At 69.9% G+C, this 17,382-nt stretch carries 11 protein-coding genes; 4 read left to right on the forward strand and 7 right to left on the reverse strand.

Features of this window, described 5'->3' with window-relative positions; all coding sequences use genetic code 11:
- Positions 1 to 72 precede the first annotated feature (72 nt).
- The 4 genes from V6U90_RS14035 to V6U90_RS14050 all read right to left on the reverse strand — a co-directional run bounded on the left by V6U90_RS14035 (position 73) and on the right by V6U90_RS14050 (position 1,689).
- Entirely contained in the window at positions 73 to 417 is a 345-nt protein-coding gene (locus V6U90_RS14035; RefSeq protein WP_334435498.1) for a hypothetical protein, read from the reverse strand.
- A 74-nt stretch (positions 418 to 491) separates the two neighbouring features.
- Positions 492 to 779 carry a hypothetical protein gene (locus tag V6U90_RS14040; RefSeq protein ID WP_334435501.1) on the reverse strand — a complete coding sequence of 96 codons (288 nt, stop codon included), beginning with the start codon at positions 777 to 779 and terminating at the stop codon, positions 492 to 494.
- 154 nt (positions 780 to 933) lie between these two features.
- Complete coding sequence (locus V6U90_RS14045) at positions 934 to 1,152, reverse strand: hypothetical protein (RefSeq protein ID WP_334435504.1); 219 nt, start codon at positions 1,150 to 1,152, stop codon at positions 934 to 936.
- Positions 1,153 to 1,356: 204 nt separating this feature from the next.
- Complete coding sequence (locus tag V6U90_RS14050) at positions 1,357 to 1,689, reverse strand: hypothetical protein (protein ID WP_334435506.1); 333 nt, start codon at positions 1,687 to 1,689, stop codon at positions 1,357 to 1,359.
- Between the two features lie 144 nt (positions 1,690 to 1,833).
- Here V6U90_RS14050 and V6U90_RS14055 point away from each other — a divergent pair, with 144 nt between their 5' ends.
- Together V6U90_RS14055 and V6U90_RS14060 are read left to right on the forward strand one after the other, a co-directional pair.
- Positions 1,834 to 2,733: a helix-turn-helix domain-containing protein gene (locus V6U90_RS14055; RefSeq protein WP_334435509.1), complete on the forward strand. Its 900-nt coding sequence runs from the start codon at positions 1,834 to 1,836 to the stop codon at positions 2,731 to 2,733.
- The gene (locus tag V6U90_RS14060; protein WP_442933584.1) at positions 2,730 to 2,939 is read left to right on the forward strand and encodes a DUF397 domain-containing protein; all 210 of its coding nucleotides are present in this window, start codon (positions 2,730 to 2,732) and stop codon (positions 2,937 to 2,939) included. Before V6U90_RS14055 ends, V6U90_RS14060 begins: the two co-directional genes overlap by 4 nt.
- A 105-nt stretch (positions 2,940 to 3,044) precedes the next feature.
- On the opposite strand, the gene V6U90_RS14065 is transcribed toward V6U90_RS14060, so the two are convergent.
- The 3 genes from V6U90_RS14065 to drmD all read right to left on the reverse strand — a co-directional run bounded on the left by V6U90_RS14065 (position 3,045) and on the right by drmD (position 10,980).
- Positions 3,045 to 3,251 carry a hypothetical protein gene (locus tag V6U90_RS14065; protein ID WP_334435511.1) on the reverse strand — a complete coding sequence of 69 codons (207 nt, stop codon included), beginning with the start codon at positions 3,249 to 3,251 and terminating at the stop codon, positions 3,045 to 3,047.
- Positions 3,252 to 3,625: 374 nt separating this feature from the next.
- Positions 3,626 to 7,738, reverse strand: a complete 4,113-nt coding sequence (locus tag V6U90_RS14070; protein WP_334435514.1) for an Eco57I restriction-modification methylase domain-containing protein — start codon at positions 7,736 to 7,738, stop codon at positions 3,626 to 3,628.
- The gene (gene drmD / locus V6U90_RS14075; protein ID WP_334435516.1) at positions 7,738 to 10,980 is read right to left on the reverse strand and encodes a DISARM system SNF2-like helicase DrmD; all 3,243 of its coding nucleotides are present in this window, start codon (positions 10,978 to 10,980) and stop codon (positions 7,738 to 7,740) included. The genes V6U90_RS14070 and drmD overlap by 1 nt, the downstream gene beginning before the upstream one ends.
- Before the next feature lie 178 nt (positions 10,981 to 11,158).
- On the opposite strand from drmD, the gene V6U90_RS14080 reads away from it, so the two are divergent.
- Together V6U90_RS14080 and V6U90_RS14085 are read left to right on the forward strand one after the other, a co-directional pair.
- On the forward strand, positions 11,159 to 13,408 hold the full coding sequence (locus V6U90_RS14080; RefSeq protein WP_334435519.1) for a DUF262 domain-containing protein: 2,250 nt from the start codon (positions 11,159 to 11,161) through the stop codon (positions 13,406 to 13,408).
- A 739-nt stretch (positions 13,409 to 14,147) separates the two neighbouring features.
- The gene (locus tag V6U90_RS14085) at positions 14,148 to 17,297 is read left to right on the forward strand and encodes an AfsR/SARP family transcriptional regulator (RefSeq protein ID WP_334435522.1); all 3,150 of its coding nucleotides are present in this window, start codon (positions 14,148 to 14,150) and stop codon (positions 17,295 to 17,297) included.
- Positions 17,298 to 17,382 lie beyond the last annotated feature (85 nt).

Below are 17,382 nucleotides of genomic sequence, written 5' to 3' on the forward strand. Positions count from 1 at the left end.
GTAACCGGTCGAACCGCCGTCGTGGCACCGCCGTCCACTGTGTATACGCAGTGCGGCCGGACCGGCGGCTGGTCAGATGTCGTCGACCGGGATGGTGTGCACCTGGTCGATGGGGATGACCGACGGAGCCAGGTGCGGTTCGCTGGTGAGGTAGTAGGCGCTGTGGTCGAGTGCCGCCCAGACCGCGTGGGCCCGGCCGAGGTCCCCCTTGACGAGGCTGGCGACGGCGGCGGCGTCGGCCGCCTCGCCCGAGCCCAACGGCAGCACCGCGACGCCGGGCAGGGTGGCGAGCACCCCGAGCCGGGCCCGCGCGGGCCCGCTGCTGACCCGGGTGTACGCGTCGAGCAGCGCCACGGTCGGCAGCCCGGTGTAGGCGCCTTCGTCGGCGACCTCGACCAGCAACTCTCCGACCTGCACGTGCCCCTAGGCGTAGGACAACATCGCGGAGGTGTCCAGGACGGCGCGGATCTCGATGTCGGCGTCGTGGGCCATCAGGCGGCGGCGCTCTCGTCGGCCGGCCAGGTCCCCGCACGCACCATGTCCCGGCGGCGCTGGTTCTCGGCTCGCTGCTCGGCCGTCAGCCGGGGCAGGGCCCCGCGCACCCGGTCGCGGCCGGCGTCGGTGACCTCGATCCCGACCGCCCGGAGCATCTCCGCCGTTGCCGCAGCCCGATTCATCCGGGCGCGCAGCGCGTCGGCCACCGCCGCCGAGGCGTTCTCCTCCTGGTCGAGGTACGCCGCGACATCGTCGGGCAGGCTCACCGTCACACGCTTTGTCATACTCAAATCATACTCCCGGGTCGGCTGTTTCCCCTGTTCACGGCTGCGCCTTCACGCTGCGAGGAGGATCAACGATTCGGGGCGGCCGGCGGTCACCCGACCGGGTCGGCGGGAACCAGGGCGGTGGCTGCGTGCAGGGCCGTGCATAGGTCCATCAGGAAGCCGGCTCCTGCCATGTCGAGTCAGCCGCTTCGACGGTCGTCTCGAACTCGGCGTACCGGTCCGACAGCCGCGCGGCAAGGTCGACATCCTCCCGGCCGATGGCAGCCAGTTGGTCCATCACCTCGTCCAGGAATGCCGCGAACTGCCCGTCGGTGCCCGCTGGGTCGGCGAAGAGGGTCAGCTCGGCAGCGAGACGAACATCGATCTTCATTGGTCCTCCCAGCAAGTCACCCGCTGGAGCTGGGTGCGTCGGCTGGCACCTTGTCATCGACCAGGCAACGCCAAGGATGGCGACAGTCGTGATCGGGGGAATCTTGATCGTTTGTCGTTGAGCGGGGTGACACGCCGACCCGAGTACAGCTGAACTGCAGACGATCAAGGGCCGATGACGGACGCTCGGTCATCGCGTCGGCGGTCACCCGACCGGGTCGGCGGGGACCAGGACGCTGCTGCCGGACCAGTCGATCTGGGCGTGGCCGAGGGCCTTGTCCGGCTCGCCGTCCTCGTCAAGCGTCGAGTAGCCGGCGTAGTAGCGGCCGAAGCCGTAGCCGCCGGCGGTGAGGGTGGCCAGCGCCCAGGGCTGTAGCCGGTCACTCAGCCGGTCCGGCGACCGGTGGTCCACCGTCACCTGGACGACCCCGAGCAGCTCGTACCACTCGTCGACACTGCCCGCGTCGACGATCCGGCACAGCGAGAACGCGTGCCGTACCTCCGGCTCCTGGTAGACCAACCGACCCTCGTTCAGCATCCCGGTGCCCCCTCGTGCTCGGTAGACGTCCTGCTCGCAAACGAGCATCGGACAACACGCCGTTTATATCAAGCCTCTAGTTATCGTGCCATCATTGTCGTAGGGTCCGTACGTCATCCAAGCCAACCTCTGCATGGAGTCGCGATGAAGTCGAAGCCGTCGAGCAGTCGCCGCACATCGGGCCGTATTCCTGCGTCGCCCACCGTGCAGGCATGGGAGCTGGGCCTGCGGCTGCGCGAGCGCCGTGAGGAGCTGGGCATGACGGCGGTCGCGGCCGGTCGCGCGAGCGGCATCACCCAGGCGTACGTCTCCGGCGTGGAAGCCGGCCGGGTCAAACTGCCCGCCGACCGGCTGGCGCAGCTCGTGAAGATCTACGAGATCGATCCGCGCGAGGCTGTCGAGCTGGAGAAGCTGCGGGTCGGGGCGATGCAGCGGGCCTGGTGGCATCAGTTCTCGCAGCTCTTCCCGGCTGACTTCCTCCGCTTCCTCGGCTACGAGGCCGGGGCCGATCACATTCGCAGCTATGACAACGAGTTGCTGCACGGGTTGTTGCAGACCGAGGAGTACGCCCGCGCGGTCATCCGAGGCGGCAACACCTATGTCCGGCTGACCGAGATGGATCGGCGGGTCAACACCCGGATGTCCCGGCAGCGGCGGTTGACCGGGGACCAGCCGCTCCGGCTCACCACCGTGGTGGCCGAGGGCGCGCTGCGTCAGCAGATCGGCGGGCCGGCGGTGATGCGGGCGCAGCTCGACTACCTCGCCACGCTGATCAGCGAGCGGCCGGAGCAGATCGAGATCCGGGTGATGCCGTTCAGCGCGGGGGCGCATCCCGCGCTCGGTGGCCCGTTCCAGATCCTGTCGTTCCCGTCGCCCCGGCTGCCCGACCTGGTCTGGCAGGAGATCCTCACGTCGAGCGACATCATCGACCAGTCCAGCCGGGTGGCCGACTACGCGATCACCTTCGCCGAGGCGCGGGAGCGGGCGTTAGGCTCGGAGGAGTCGCTGGCCCTCATCCGGCGGATCACCAAGGAGATGACGTGATCGCCCCTCACTCCACCCCTGATCGTGGCTGGTTCAAGTCCTCCCGTAGTTCCAACAACGCGGCCTGCATTGAGGTGCGGTTCGTCGGTGGCGCGGTGGACGTACGGGACACCAAGGATCGCACCGGCCCGGTGCTCGCCTTCGACGCCACCGCCTGGACCAGCTTCGTGACCGGGCTGAAGTCGGGGCAGGCGTCGCGAGCCTGACTGTCCGCTGTGCCGCCCCCTGACCCTCCAACACGGTCTACTGGCCGGTGCTCAACGGCGACTCGCCCCCTGAGCCGTGACTCAGCGGGCGAGCCGCGCTGCTGATCAGATGAGCTTGGCCGTGCTCAGGAAGGTGAGGCCCAGGCCCAAGGTGGCGCCGAAGGCAGGGCCGCCACAAACAAGGACCGCGTCCGCAAGCCGGGTACCCGTGCTCACCTTGAGCACCGTCGCCAGGATCGCCGCGATCACGGAGATCAGCCCGACCACAGTTATCAGTAGGTAGCGGACGTTGGCGGGGACGGAGTCGTTCACTGACGGGGCCCTTCCAGAGTTGTGCTGCCGCAGGAAAGACCGCCACGGCCATGGGGCCATAAACGGTCAGTGCAGAGGTGCGCCGTCAGTGGCTGAGGTGTTCACTCCCGTAGGCAAGGCCGCCGGGCATATGCGTCACGAGGGGAGTAACTGCCCACGGCTGTTGGCTACCCGACAGGCTTCGGAAGGGCGATCGATGATCGCCTACGGTTCAGGGCATGGGTGCAATCAAGCCGTGGCACGTCGCCGTCCTCCTTTGCTTCCTGCTGCCGCTCATCGCCGCTGTGGTTGGCACGCTGGTGGCGGTCAGGAAGCGGCAAAGCCCTCCCCGCTGAGGCGGACGCCACCGCTCACGTGCCCGTCGTGAATCTTGGTCAGAAGAGGGCGTCGGGGCGGGGGAAGAGCGCGCCGTCCAGGGCGGGCGGCATGGGCTCGTCGTCCTCGGGAGTGCGAGGGCGGGAGACCGGGCCGCTTCGCTTGCTCGGCTTTCGTCGGGTGCCAGAACTCAGTCCCTTGGGCGCCTCTTCCCGGTAGCGCTGGTGGTTGAGTTCCAACAGGAAATCAAGCACCTCGACCTGGGTGGCCGGATCGATGGTGAAGCGGACGCCCTGCCGGGTCTGGTGGAACCCATGCCCGAGAGACAAACCGAAGCCGTACGCCTCGGCCACCGCCTCGTCGATCTCGACGTGGATATCCCGCAGCCGCCGAATGTCCGCGCTGCTGACCTGCTCGTCGTGGACCAGGTTGTAGAGCTTCGTCAGCCCCAACTCCCGGTCCAACATCACCGACCGCCGGTACGAATCCAACTCCGCCCCGATCTGCGTCATCCGGTCGGTTGCGTTGTCTGGCTGCGGAAACGTCTCGAACCCATCCGACGGTGTGTATCGAGGATCGGACCGCAGGCTTGACTCACCCTTCGTGGTCCACCAAGCAAAATGGAGATTGCTGGAAAGGAGTGCGAGAGACTCGTAGCCATCGGTGGAAAAAACGATGACTTGGTCACTGGTGACCTGACCAGTGGAAACGAGGGTGGGAAGACCTGTTTTGCTGAGCCGTGCGATGACGAGGACACGATTTAATCCTCTGATAGCCGCATATAGTGCGGGCGCTTTCTCGGCGAACTGCCACCATCGCTCTCGCCGTGCTGCCCGGTTGTTGGTTGCCCTGAAAGGTTTCACCTCGCGTTCGACGATGGCGAAGCAGTCGGGGTACTGCTGTGCCATCTCCATAGACCAGTCGTGGAAGTTGATGACCCAGCGGCGAGCCGAGCAGTCCGGGCGGGAGTTCAGGTCCTCGCCGTTGAGATAGGGGAAGAGCACCTCCCTGTTGCGGGGGTCCTTGTCGATCAATGAAGCGGCCCGCTCCGGTTCCAGCAGGAAACCCGTGCCGAGAACGTATGAACCGATGAACGCCTGGCCGGCGTTGGCGGCCAGCCGGTGCGGTTTGCCGGTGACCCGGGAGCGGACGTCCAGGGACGGGGTGATGCCCGGCACCGGGCGGCCGTCCAGGACCGGCCTGTCGGCGGCGGCGCCGTGGCCGACCCAGAGCAGCGACACCTCAAGTGAGGCGGTGCCCGGCCAGGGCTGCGACTTGTTGGCCCGGTAGATCGACCAGCCCATGTCGACCGCCTGGTCCAGGCCGACCTCCCGGGTGTCGCCCTGGGCGATGGTGTTGGTGGCGATGATGCCGACCCGACCCTGCCTCGCCACGCTCAGGTTGCGGAGCAGGAAGTAGGAGCAGAGATCGGCGCTGCCCCGCCGGCCCCGGCCGATCCGCTCGACCAGGTATTCGCGTACGTCGGGGCCAATCGAGCCGGCGAGACGCTGTCCACCCACGAAGGGTGGGTTGCCGATGACCGCGTCGAAGCCGGCCCGGTTGACCACCTCGGGAAACTCCAACGGCCAGTGCAGCGGCCGGATCGGGGCCGGGCGTTCGCCGCGCAGCCAGCCGGTCACCTGTGCCCGGAGCTGGTGTTCCAGCTCCGAGTCGGCCCGGTCGCGGAGTACCGCGTACACCTTGTCACTGACGCTGGTGATCCGGTCGTCGTAGCTGCCGTCCCGCTCGGAGCCGGCGCTGTCCAGGGTCGCCGAGCGGCGCGGGGCGCGGGCGGCGGTGGAGAGCGCGGCGCCGACCACCGCGTCGGCGGCCAGCCGCAGGCCGTACCCGAGCTGTTCCGCTTCGGCGAGCTTGGCGGCCTTGTCGGCGGCGTCGCGGGTGTCCTCGACCACGCTCGACTCGATCGACTCCCGCAGGCGGGTGATCTCGTCGACCGCCTCGTGCAACTCGTCGACGATCGTGCCGAGCAGCCGGTTGTTCTGGAAGAGCCCGGTCTTCGGGTCGAGGTGGAAGGCGGTGAGCTGGTCGAGAGAGGTGATGCCGACCAGCGAGTCACCCCAGCGTAGGGCGTGGTCGAGGAAGCCGAACGGTTTGCCCTTGGCCAGGGTGACCAGCCAGAGCGACAGTTTGGCCAGCTCGACGGCCATGTCGTCGCGGTCGACGCCGTAGAGGCACCTCGCGGCGACCCGGCGTCGGGCGGCCAGCAGCAGGTCGTCCCGGGACGGGTTGCTGGCGGCCAGGTCGGCTGGCAGGCCGTCCCGGTCCCAGGCCCGGACGACCACCTCGGCGAGATAGCGGCAGGCCGAGACGAGGAACGCCCCGGAGCCCATCGCCGGGTCGAGCACCTTCAGTTTGAGCAGCTCATCGGCGGTCTTGGCCCGCCAGACCCCCTCGTCCACGATGCCCTGCGCCGGGCCGGGCGCGAAGCAGAGCGGGGCGAGGGTGTGCCGGACCACCTCGTCGGCCAGCTCCCGGGGGGTGTAGTGGGTGCCGGTGGCCCGCCGGTCACCGGCCTGGGTGAAAAGTACCGAACCGGCCGGGAAGACCGTGGGCAGGCCGCGCAGGTCGGTGCGGAGCAGCCCCCACCAGGGGCGTACCCGGTCGGCCAGCTCGGCGTCGTTGTCGCAGGCCGCATGCAGCGCGGCCAGCTCGTGCGGGCTGGGCGCGGCGGCCCTGGCCCGGTCCACCTGCCGGGCGGTGAGGCCGCAGCGTTCGGTCAGCCAGGCGCGTAGCGCCTCCTCGCCCCGGCCGGCGGCGTCGGCCAGCTCGGCGAGCGGCAGCTCCGGCTCGTGTTTGCCGATCAGCCCGGCGTGCGGGACGTCCACCCGGACGCAGGAGAACTCCAACAACCCCTCGTAGACGTGGCCGATCTGCTCCACGCCGAGGCTGGAATAGCTGAGCCGCTCGGCGGCCCGGCCCCGGTGCCGCAGGATCAGCAGCGCGTCCAGCATCTCGTGGACCACCCGGTCGGTGACCGCTGCCCGGGTCAGCCAGCGGAACCGCGCCGGGTCGAAGAGCGACCCCCCGTGGGCGGGAATCCGCAGGTCCGGATGTTCGGAGCCGCCGTGCACGGCGGCGAAGAGGGCGAGCAGCCGGGGCCAAGCGGCGGTCCGCCGGTCGCCGATCTCGTCGCCGTGCAGGTCCCGGACGGCGCTGAGCTGGTCGTAGAGGGTGGACGCGGCGTACGCGGCGTCGTAGAGCGGGTCACCGGCCGGCAGGAGGCGCTGCTCCTCGGCGTAGAGCAGGAAGACCAGGCGCATCAGGACGGTCAGTGCGCCCCGGTAGATCTCCCGGCCGTCGATGTCGGCGAGCAGCGTACCGGCCGACTCGCGGTCCAGCCGGGCCAGCTCGGCGACGAAGAGTTCCACGGCCCGGCGTACCTGGTCGCCGAGGGTGGTGGTGATCTGGGTGAGGGCGTCGGCGCTGCGCGCGAAGAGCCCGGCCAGGCTGGTCGACGGGGTGCCGTCCGGGTGCGTCGGCGGGGTCAGCACCCGGGGTGCGGCGAGCAGGGTGGCGAAGGCACGCAGCAGCGCCGGCTCCTCCAGCCACAGGTCGGCGTCGAAGACGGCGGTGCCGGTGGGCTCGCCGGGGCGGGCGTGCACCAGCGCCCAGTGCTGCCCGTTGGTCAGCAACGCCAGTGGGGTACCGGTGTCCCGGCAGAGCTGCGCGGCCCGCTCGGTCAGCGCCGGTTGGCCGCCCCGGGCGGTGGTCAGCGGGGTGCCGACCGGATGCCGGTGGACGTGCAGCCGGGCCGCGCGCCCGCCGCCGGGCTGCGGGCCGGACAGCACCAGGTCCGGCCGGAAACCGCCGGTCACCGTCTCCGCCGGCAGGCTGCTGCCATCGGTACGGGCGCTGTCCGGGTAACGCAGCAACTCGGTGAGGATCAGCTCGGTCCAGGGCGGGCCGAGTAGATCCGGTGACTCCTGCACCTCGGCCCAGCCCCGCCGGATGCGGGCCCGGACGGTCTCCGGCACGGTGTCCAGACCCTGCGGCAGCGCCTCGGCGAGCACCGGGACGGTCAGGAACGGCCCGTCCGGCCGGAGCAGGCCGAGCCACTCGGCGTGCTGCTCGGCGGTGCTCGGCACGTACGGCCGGGCCGGGCCCCTGTGGCGACCGGCGCCGGCCGTGCGGGGCGGGGTGGTGGCGGGCATCAGCGGTCACCTCGGGCGAGGGCGGCGGGCACCAGGAAGGTCACGGCGGCCGGGAAGCACCGGTCGGTCGGGTCGGCGTACCGGCGTCGCAGGGCCCGGGTCTCCCGTTCCTGCTGGGCCGGGATGTCGCGCAGCCGGGCCCGCAGGGCGTCCCGGTCGGCGTGCAGTTGGTCGCGTTCCGGTCGTTCCAGGGTGAACAGCGACGGCTGCTCCCAGGACGGGGTGTCGTCGAGCCGGTGTTCGATGGCGGTGGCCAGCTCGGCGAGGACCGCCTCCATCGCCGCGACCTCCTCGTCACACCGCCGGGTGAGCAACCCGAGCAGGCTGCGGGTGCGTTGGCCGGCGCGGGTGGCGAGGGCCTGGGCGAGTGGTCCGGCGAGCGCCGGCCAGAGCCGGGTGAGCTGGTCCTGCACGGCGGTGGCCGGCGCCTGCTCGGTGGCGGCGGCGAGCAGCTTGTCCAGTTCCTCCTGGCGGAGCCGGGTCAACCGGCCGGCTTCGATCAGCCCGCCGGCCGTGACGATCTCCTCGTGCAGCCGGGTGCCCTCCGCGCCGGTGATCACCACCCGGCCGTGTGCCACTACCGCCGGGGTGCGCAGCAGGTCCCCGGGTACGACCCGGGCGGTGACCCGGCTCAGTCTGGCCGCCCCGGAGCGACCGTCGCCGGGGGCACCCGCCCGGGCCCACAGCTCGGCCCGGAGCAGGCGCAGGCACATCCCGACGAGTTGGTGGCCCAGGTGCAGCAGGACCACGTCGGTACGCCCGGCCGCCGCATCCGGGTCGAAGGTGACCGGTCGTTCCCGGCCGGTGATCGGGTGCAGCAGCCCGTCGTTGCGGGCCGCCGCCCAGGCGCCGGGGAGTTCGGGCAGCCGGAACCAGGTGCCGGTGGCGCCGGGCGGGGTCGGTGCGTCGATCAGATCCCGGCGGTGGGCCAGCCGCAGGGCGGTCCGGACGACCCGTTCCACGGTGGCCGGGGTGAGGTTCAGCTCGGCCCGGCTGCCCTGCAACGTCTCGGTCAGCCGGTGCAGGTCCCGGGCCAGGTCACGTTCCACCCGCAGCCGGGCCCGGCCGGCCCGCCGGCCGATCTCGGCGTCAGTGACCTGCCAGTCCGTACGCTTCCCGGTCATCTTCTGCTCGACCTGGGTGGCGATCACCTCGCCCGCGCTGCCCAGGTCGGTCCGGATCGCCTCCACCTTCTCCACGGCCAGCCGCAGAAAGGCGAGCTCGTCCTCCAGCGAACCGGTGGTGTAGTCGACGTGCTGCCAGCCGGCCGGTACGAAGTGCAGCACCTCGACCCGGGGGGCGCGCTGGCCGTGCCGGTCGATCCGGCCGTTGCGCTGTTCGAGGCGGTTGGGATTCCACGGGATCTCCCAGTGCAACAACCGGTGACAGTGCCGTTGCAGGTTGATGCCCTCGCTGGCCGCGTCGGTGGCGAGCAGGATCCGTACCGGGTCCAGCTCGGGATCCTCGGTGAAGACGTTCTTGACGTGCTCGCGTTCGTCACCGTCCTGCCCGCCGTAGAGCAGTGCGATCCGCTCCGGCGGATACCCGGCGGTCAGCAGCCGTTCGTGCAGCCAGCGTTGGGTGTCCCGGTACTCGGTGAAGATGATGACCCGGTCGGTGGACCAGCCGCCGTCCGGCCGCACGATTGGATCCAGCCAGCCGCGCAGGGCGGCGAACTTGGCGTCCGGCCGGTCCTGGGCGGCCCGTGCCCAGGTGCGCAGCTCGGTCAGGAGTGCGCGCTCCTGCGTGGACAAAGGCGCCACGCAGTGCCGGACGGCGGTCAGCGCGTCCGCCTCGGCCTCCCGGTACGCCTGGTCGTCCTCGGCGGTCTCGGCGAGCCGTTCGATCATCGGTTGCAGTACCCGCTCACCCGCCGCTGCCCCGGCACGGTCGATCACGTCGGCGTCGGTACCGTCCGACCGGGCGGTCATCGTGGCCAGATGGGTGTCGACGGTCTCCGCGAACGCCTTCGGTGAGGAGAACAGCCGGCGTTTGAGCAGGGTGGTGACGAAGTCGGCGGCGAGTTCCCCGGCCCGGCCGGGCGCGCCGCTGCGGCGGCTGGCCGCGTACCGGTTGAGCTGGTCGTGCGCCTGCCGCTCGGCCGCCGGGTAGTCGACCTCCAGGTAGTTGAGGTGCCGGGCGGGGAAGCGCGGGGTGCCGTCCCACCTCGGCGGCAGCTCACTCTTGAGCCGGCGCACCATCACCCGGGCGAGTTGCTCCTCGGTGGGCTTGACCCCCCGCGCGAAACGCTGGTCGTCGAGCAGTTCCAGCAGGGCGCTGAACGACTCCGGGTAACCGTTGTGCGGGGTAGCGGAGAGGAAGAGCCGGTGCTCGCAGTGCGGGGCCAGGGTCCGCACCGCCGTCGTGCGGTGCGAGTCGACCGCGTACCGGCCGCGACCGGACGGCGCACAGGTGTGCACCTCGTCGACCACCAGCAGGTCGAACGCGCGGGGATAGCGCGGGGCGACCGGGAGGACCTCGCGCAGCAGCCGCAGCGGTCGGGGGCGCTTGAGCCAGTCGATGCTGACGATCAGCCGTGGATAGTGCGTCCACGGGTTGGCGTAGAGGCCACGGGACCGGCGCAGGGTCTTGAGCAGGGCGGTGTCGACGATGCGGAAGTCGAGGCCGAACTTGTCCCGCATCTCGTCCCGCCACTGCCGGGTCAGCCCGGCCGGGCACACGATGACCATCGTGCGGGCGCGGTGCCGGAGCATCAACTCCTGCATGACCAGGCCGGCCTCGATGGTCTTGCCGAGGCCGACATCGTCGGCGATCAGCAGGTTGGTACGCGGCATGGAGAGCGCGCGGACCACCGGATCGAGCTGGTAGTCCTCGATCTCGATCCCGCTACGGAACGGTGCCTGGAGGGCGGTGCGGTCGGCGGAGGCGATGGCCCCCCAGCGCACCGCGTCGAGAAAGGCGGCCAACTGGCCCGGGTCGTCGAATCCGCCCGCCGGATCGGGGAGTACGGCGTTGTCGTGCACCATCCGGCCGGGTTCCAGCTCCCAGATCACCCGCAGTTCCTCGTCGCGGGCATCGTCCTCGACACTGACCAGGGTCACCAGGTGTGGCGGGTGACCGGTGAAGACGTGCGGATCCCCGCTGGCCACCGCGCTGCGTACCACGTCGGCGGCCACCCAGCGGCGGTTCCGGACCGTGACGAGCTGGCCCGGTGCGGGGATGTCGCCGACTTTGGGCGCCTTTCCCGAGTCCGGGGACCGCTTCGCCGTAACGCCCGTCACGCCAGTGACCAATCGGCCCGATTCACTGGTACGTGCCTCCACTCCGACGCTTCTCGACGGTCGTCCGGTCCGGGCGCCGGCATAGCATGGGGCACCGCCAGAACACAGAGAGGCAGAGTAGCCGCACGCCTCCGAGTACCAAAAGGACAGTCCACGTCGGATTGTCTACATCGGCTTGATGCACCGCCCGCGTCCGGTCCTGCTGAGGATCGTGCGCAACTCGTACGCCTACCACCCGAGGACGAGCATGCAGGCAAAGACGCTGACCCCCACCGCGATCTTCGGCTACCACGTGCGCCACGTCGTCCCGCTGTTCCAGCGACCGTACGTGTGGAACCAGGTAGACCAGTGGGCTCCGCTCTGGGAGGACGTCCGCGCCGTCGCCGAGCAGTTGCTGCCGGCACCTACTGGCTTCGGGGGGCCGCAGGTCATACCGCACTTTCTCGGCGCGATCGTGCTGGACGAGCCGTTCGCGTCGTCCGGGTACATCATGGCCCGGCACGTCATCGACGGGCAGCAGCGTCTTACCACGCTGCAACTGCTGCTCAACGCTGCGCATCGGGTGGCCACCCAGTACGGCGCATCGATGGACGCGCAAGCGTTGCGCATCCTGGTCCGTAACGAGCCGGTTATCTCACAAGACCAGGACGAGGTGTTCAAGGTCTGGCCCACCGACCGCGACCAGGACGCGTTCCGGGCGGCCATGACGAGTGGGAAGCCAGCACCATCGGCAGGTGGGCCAGTTCTCCCGGCGGAACTCGCCGACGCCACGGTGGTCCGCGCACATGCCTACTTCGTCCGGGCCGTCGAGGACTGGGCGGAGGTGACCGGTGACCCCGACAAGGCGGCCGCCCGGATCCGGGCCCTGGCCCAGGCGCTACGGGAACACCTCAAGCTCGTGGTGATCGACCTGGAGCCGGGCGACAACGCACAGGTCATCTTCGAGACGCTGAACCACCGGGGTGCACCGCTGCTGGCAGCGGATCTGATCAAGAACCTGGTCTTCCAGGTGGCCCTGACCCAAGGGCTCGACGTCACCGGCCTCTATCAGCAGTGGTGGCGGGACCTGGACACCGACTACTGGCGGCAGAAGGTCGCCCGGGGCCGCCAGTACGTGCCCCGCATCGACATTTTCGTCAACTACTGGTTGATTATGCGTACCGCACGGGAGGTGCCATCGGACCGCATCTTCGTCGCGTTCCGTGAGCACCTGCACGACGGGCAACCCGAGCTTGCGGTGCTTCTGGCAGAGCTGAGTCAGGATGCCCGCAACTATGCCTCCCTGGACTCCTGGTCGGCGGATTCCGCGGTAGGGCGGTTCAGGTACCGGGTGCTCCAGGCGTTGGATTCGGCAGTGGTCACCCCGATCCTGCTGTGGCTGCTCCGGTGGCCAGCCGACGTACTGTCGCCGGACCAGCGGGACAAGGCTCTCGGTGTGCTGGAGAGCTGGCTCATCCGTCGAGCCATCTGCCGCCTCACCAGCAAGGACATCAACCGTCTGATGCTGGAGCTGCTGCGGGAATTGCGCACGTGTGGTCCGTCCGCCGCCGGTGACGTGACCGAGCGTTTCCTGCTCGCCCAGCAGGCAGACTCGCGCTTCTGGCCCACCGACGCGCAGGTGATGGAGGCGTTGGAGACTGCCCCGCTCTACAAGGCACTGCTGCGGGCCCGGCTCCGGATGCTGATCGAGGCGATCGAGGACCACCGGCGGACGGAGAAAAGCGAGCACAGTTGGTGTCCGCGCAACCTGACCGTGGAACACCTCATGCCCCAGGCCTGGCGCGAGCACTGGTCGGCCGGGGTGGACGAGGCGGCGGCCGTTGATCGGGATCTGCTCATCCACACGCTCGGTAACCTGACCCTGGTCACCAGCAAACTGAACCCGGCGCTGTCCAACCGTCCGTGGACCGACCAAGAGGCGCAGGAGCGGGGACTCGGTGCCACCGGCAAGCGGACCGAGCTGTTGAAGCACACCACCCTCAAACTCAACGCCGATCTGGTGCTCGGTGCACCGGACTCCTGGAACGAGGACACCATCCGGACCCGTACCCGGGAGTTGGCGCAGGTCGTCGTCGACATCTGGCCGGCGCCGAAGGGCACTGCGGGCGCGGTGCCTCTCGTCTCCGCAGAGAAGGAGAGCACCCCCGCTGTCGATGAGCTGCCGGATGATCCCGGGCACGACACGTCGCCTCCGGGCAAATATCAGCCGCTCATCGACTGGTTGCGGGCACAGACAGTGGACTCGCTTCCACTGACCTTCGCCGAGATCGAGGACATCCTGGGGGCGGCGCTGCCGCCGTCTGCCCGTAACCATCCGCCCTACTGGTATTCGACCAGCAACTCGCTGGGTAAGGCGGTCGCCACCGCCGGCTTCAAGTCGACCCGGGCTGACCTCACCGCAGAACGGGTCATCCTGGAGCGGCGGTAGCGGGGTTCGGTGCCCCGGCAGTGCGCCGCCCCGACCCGTGCTGCCGGGAAATTTGACTGATCAGAAATTCTCCGGGTGGGGTGGCCGCTGGTGGCCGAAAGCACAGATGGTTCTCGTGGAAGCCGGTGGAATGGGTGAACAGGCCCTGGTGAACCCGGCCCAACCGGCTACCGTTGTTCCGGGTGTGCCGGGTATTGCGGGGGGCATCTGCGTTGGCAACCGGGAATGACGAAGTAGATACGCAGCGTACGCGCCGCTGGTGGGCGTCGTGGTTTTACCTGACTTTTGGTAATCAGATTTGTGCAGGACGTTATAACTGCTGCTCACGGGCGGTGTCTATCCTGTCCGCCCTGCTCAGGTAAGCAGACATGGCAGTACGTGAAAGCTATTCGCATTTTTTCCGGGCTGAGCGAGCATAGCCACGTTACGATCAGGCTAATAACAACAAAAGTAACGAACCTGTTTCCACAATTGGCGGTTCGGGCAGTCTTGGTTGGGCGATAAGACCTGACCTGCTGCCTCGACTAGCGACCGGCTGACCAAATTCGTAGCCTTGCAGCGGTACGGGGGGAAAGACATCCGTGACTGTGCAAGCGGTGGTCCGTAGCTCGGGTTCTGGTCACGACCCGAAGCCCGGCGGTGGGACAGGCATCCCTCCGCCTGTCAGGCGTGTGGAGGGTTGGCGATGCTGACCTTCCCGGCTGCCTCTCCCCGCGACCTCTCGCCCGAGGAGGCGCACGTGGAGTTACGTATCCTGGGCCCGCTGGAGGTTGTCGCCAACGGCAATCGTCTCGATCTGGGAGGTCACCGACAGCAGGTGGTGCTCGCGAGCCTCGCGCTCGAAGCCAACCGTCTCGTTCCGATCGCCCGACTGGTCGAGGCCATCTACGGGGAGGACCTACCCCCCACCTCCCGGGTACAGGTGCAGATCTGCGTCTCCGCACTGCGCCGGCTCTTCGCCGCCCACGGCTACCCCGACGCGATCGTCACCCGGTCGGGCGGTTACCTGCTCCGGGTCGACGATGGCGCCCTGGACCTGCACCGCTACGAGGAGCTGCTGACCCAGGCCCGGCAGGCCCGGGACGACAACCGTACGGAGGAGGCGGTCCGGCAATACCGCTCCGCGCTCGGCCTCTGGCGCGGTACGGCGATGGAAGGGCTGGACAGCCGGCTGATCCAGTCGGCGGTGACCCGGCTGACCGAGCGGCGGATCAGTGTCAACGAGGACTGCCTCGAACTCGAACTCGAACTGGGCCGGCACCGTGACCTGGTCGCCGAGCTGACCGACCTGGTCGAGGAGTACCCGCTGCGGGAGCGGCTGCGCGGACAGCTGATGCTCGCGCTCTACCGGTCCGGGCGGCAGGCCGAGGCCCTTGAGGCGTACCGGGTGGCCCGGCGCCGGCTGATCGACGAACTCGGCCTGGAGCCCAACGAGTGGCTCCAGCAGCTCCAGCACGCGATCCTCACCTCCGACGCCCGGCTCAATCTGGCCACGCCCCCGCTGGAGGCCGGTCTCGCCACGCCCGCCACGCCCACCGACCCGCCCCGCCGGCCGTCCGCGCCCGGCGTGGCCGAACCGGCGGCCGTCGTGCCCTGCCTGCTGCCCACCGACATCGCCGACTTCACCGGCCGGGCCAAGCAGACCGACGCGATCGAGCAGCAGTTCGCCCTGGCCGCCGAGAACCCGGCGCACCTCGCCGTACCGGTGATCGTGATGGCCGGCAAGCCCGGCGTCGGCAAGACCACGCTCGCGGTGCACGTCTCGCACCGGGTCGCCGCCCGGTACCCGGACGGGCAGCTCTTCGCCGACCTGCACGGCCGGACCTCCCAGCAGGTCAGCCCCACCCAGGTGCTGGAACGCTTCCTGCGGGTGCTGGGCGTACCGGGAACCGGGATCCCGCATGGCCTGGAGGAGCGGGCCGAGATGTACCGCGACCTGCTCTCCGACCGCAAGATGCTGATCGTGCTGGACAACGCCGGCGGCGAGGACCAGATCCTGCCGCTGCTGCCGGGGACGCCGCACTCCGCCGTGCTGATCACCAGCCGGAGCCGGCTCACCGGGCTGCCCGGCGCCATCCACATCGACCTGGACGTCTTCGACACCCGGCACTCGGTCGAGCTGCTCTCCCGGATCGCCGGGGCGCCCCGGGTGGCCCGGGAGGCCGGGGCGGCCACCGAACTGGCCGAGCTGTGCGGGCACCTCCCGTTGGCCCTGCGGATCGCCGGTGCCCGGCTCTCGGCCCGCCCGCACTGGAGCGTCGGTCAGCTCGTCGAACGGCTGGAGAACGAGGCGCGCCGGCTCGACGAGCTCAAGCACAGCGGCATGGGGATCCGGGCCAGCATCTCGCTGACCTACGACAGCATGGCCGAGGACGCCAGGCGACTGTTCCGGCTGCTCGCCGTCCTGGACTTCCCGCACTTCTCCGGCTGGGTCGGTGCCGCCCTGCTGGACCAGCCCCTGACCGAGGCGCAGGACCTGCTTGACGACCTCGCCGACGCGCAGCTCATCGAGACCGTCGGGACCGGGAACGGGCTGCACAGCCACTACCGCTTCCACGACCTGATCCGGGTCTTCGCCCGGGAACGCCTGGCCGCCGAGGAGTCCACCGCCGACCGGCAGGACGCGCTGGAGCGGGTACTCGGTGCGCTGCTGCTGGTCTGCGAGCGGGCGCACCGGGGCGTGTACGGGGGCGACTACCTCAAGCTGCACAGCGATGCCCGGCGCTGGCCGCTGCCGGACCGGCTGGTGGCCCAGCTCGTCGACCCGCCGCTGTCCTGGTTCGAACGGGAGCGGCTGACCATCGTCGCGGCCGTCCGGCAGGCCGCCCGGGCCGGCTTCGTCGAGCACTGCTGGGACCTGGCGCTCACCGCGGTGACCCTGTTCGAGTCGCGGATCTACCTCAACGACTGGCGGGAGACCCACCGGATCGCCCTGGCCGCCGCCCAGCAGGAGGGAAACGACCGGGCCACCGCCGCGATGCTCTACTCGACCGGGTCGCTGCACATCGTGGAGCAGCGGTTCGACGAGGCACGCAAGCGGCTGGAGGCCGCCGCCGAGCTGTTCCGGGACTCGGCGGACTGCCAGGGGGCCGCGCTGGTGATGCGCAACATCGCCTTCATCGACCGGATGTGCGGCAACTTCGAGGCGGCCACCGACCGGTACGAGCGGGCGTTGGAGATCTTCCGGCAGGGCGGTGACCTGGTCGCCGCCGCGTACGTGCTGCACAGCCTGGCGCAGATCAAGTTGGAGACCGGGGACATCGACACCGCGCGCCGGCTGCTGCCCGAGGCCCTGGAGTTGAGCCGGCGGGCCGGTAGCCGCCGGGTCGAGGCGCAGGTGCTGCACCGGTTGGGGGACGCCTACCTCCAGGCCGGCGAGCCCGGTGCCGCCGCCGAGGCGTTCGGGCAGGCGCTGATCGTCGTGCAGGACATCGGTGATCCGGTGGGTGAGGCGTACGCGCTGCACGGGTTGGGCATCGCGCACCTGCGGACCGGGGAGACCATCGAGTCCGGTACGGCGTTGCAGACCGCGTTGCGGCTGGCCAGTACCGCGGGGGAGCGGCTGATCGAGGCGCGGGTCTCGCTGGCGCTCGGTGAACTCGCCCTGGCCTGCGGCAACCCGCCGCAGGCGGTGGTGCATCTGCACCGCGCGCTGGGGCTGTTCCGGGCCATCCAGGCGCCGCTGTTCGAGTACCGGGTGCTCGCCATGCTGACCGACGCGTACGCCGCCGCAGCCGGCGAGGACGAGCGACTGGCAGCGGCGGTCCGGCCGCTGGACCGCCGCCGGGAGCTGCGTATCCCGGTCCTGCCCCGGCAGTTGCCGGGCGACCCGGAGGGGGCGAACGTCGGGTCGGGTGTGGTGGACCGGGGCCGACCCGCAACCCCCTGACCTGCGGATCAGTGGCCGGATAACCCGGGGGATGGCCGACGGATAACCCGACGATGGCCGGCTCCTGGATACGACTGTGGACCGC

This window comes from Micromonospora sp. CPCC 206060 (assembly GCF_036906895.1).
In the GTDB taxonomy this organism is placed as follows: domain Bacteria; phylum Actinomycetota; class Actinomycetes; order Mycobacteriales; family Micromonosporaceae; genus Micromonospora.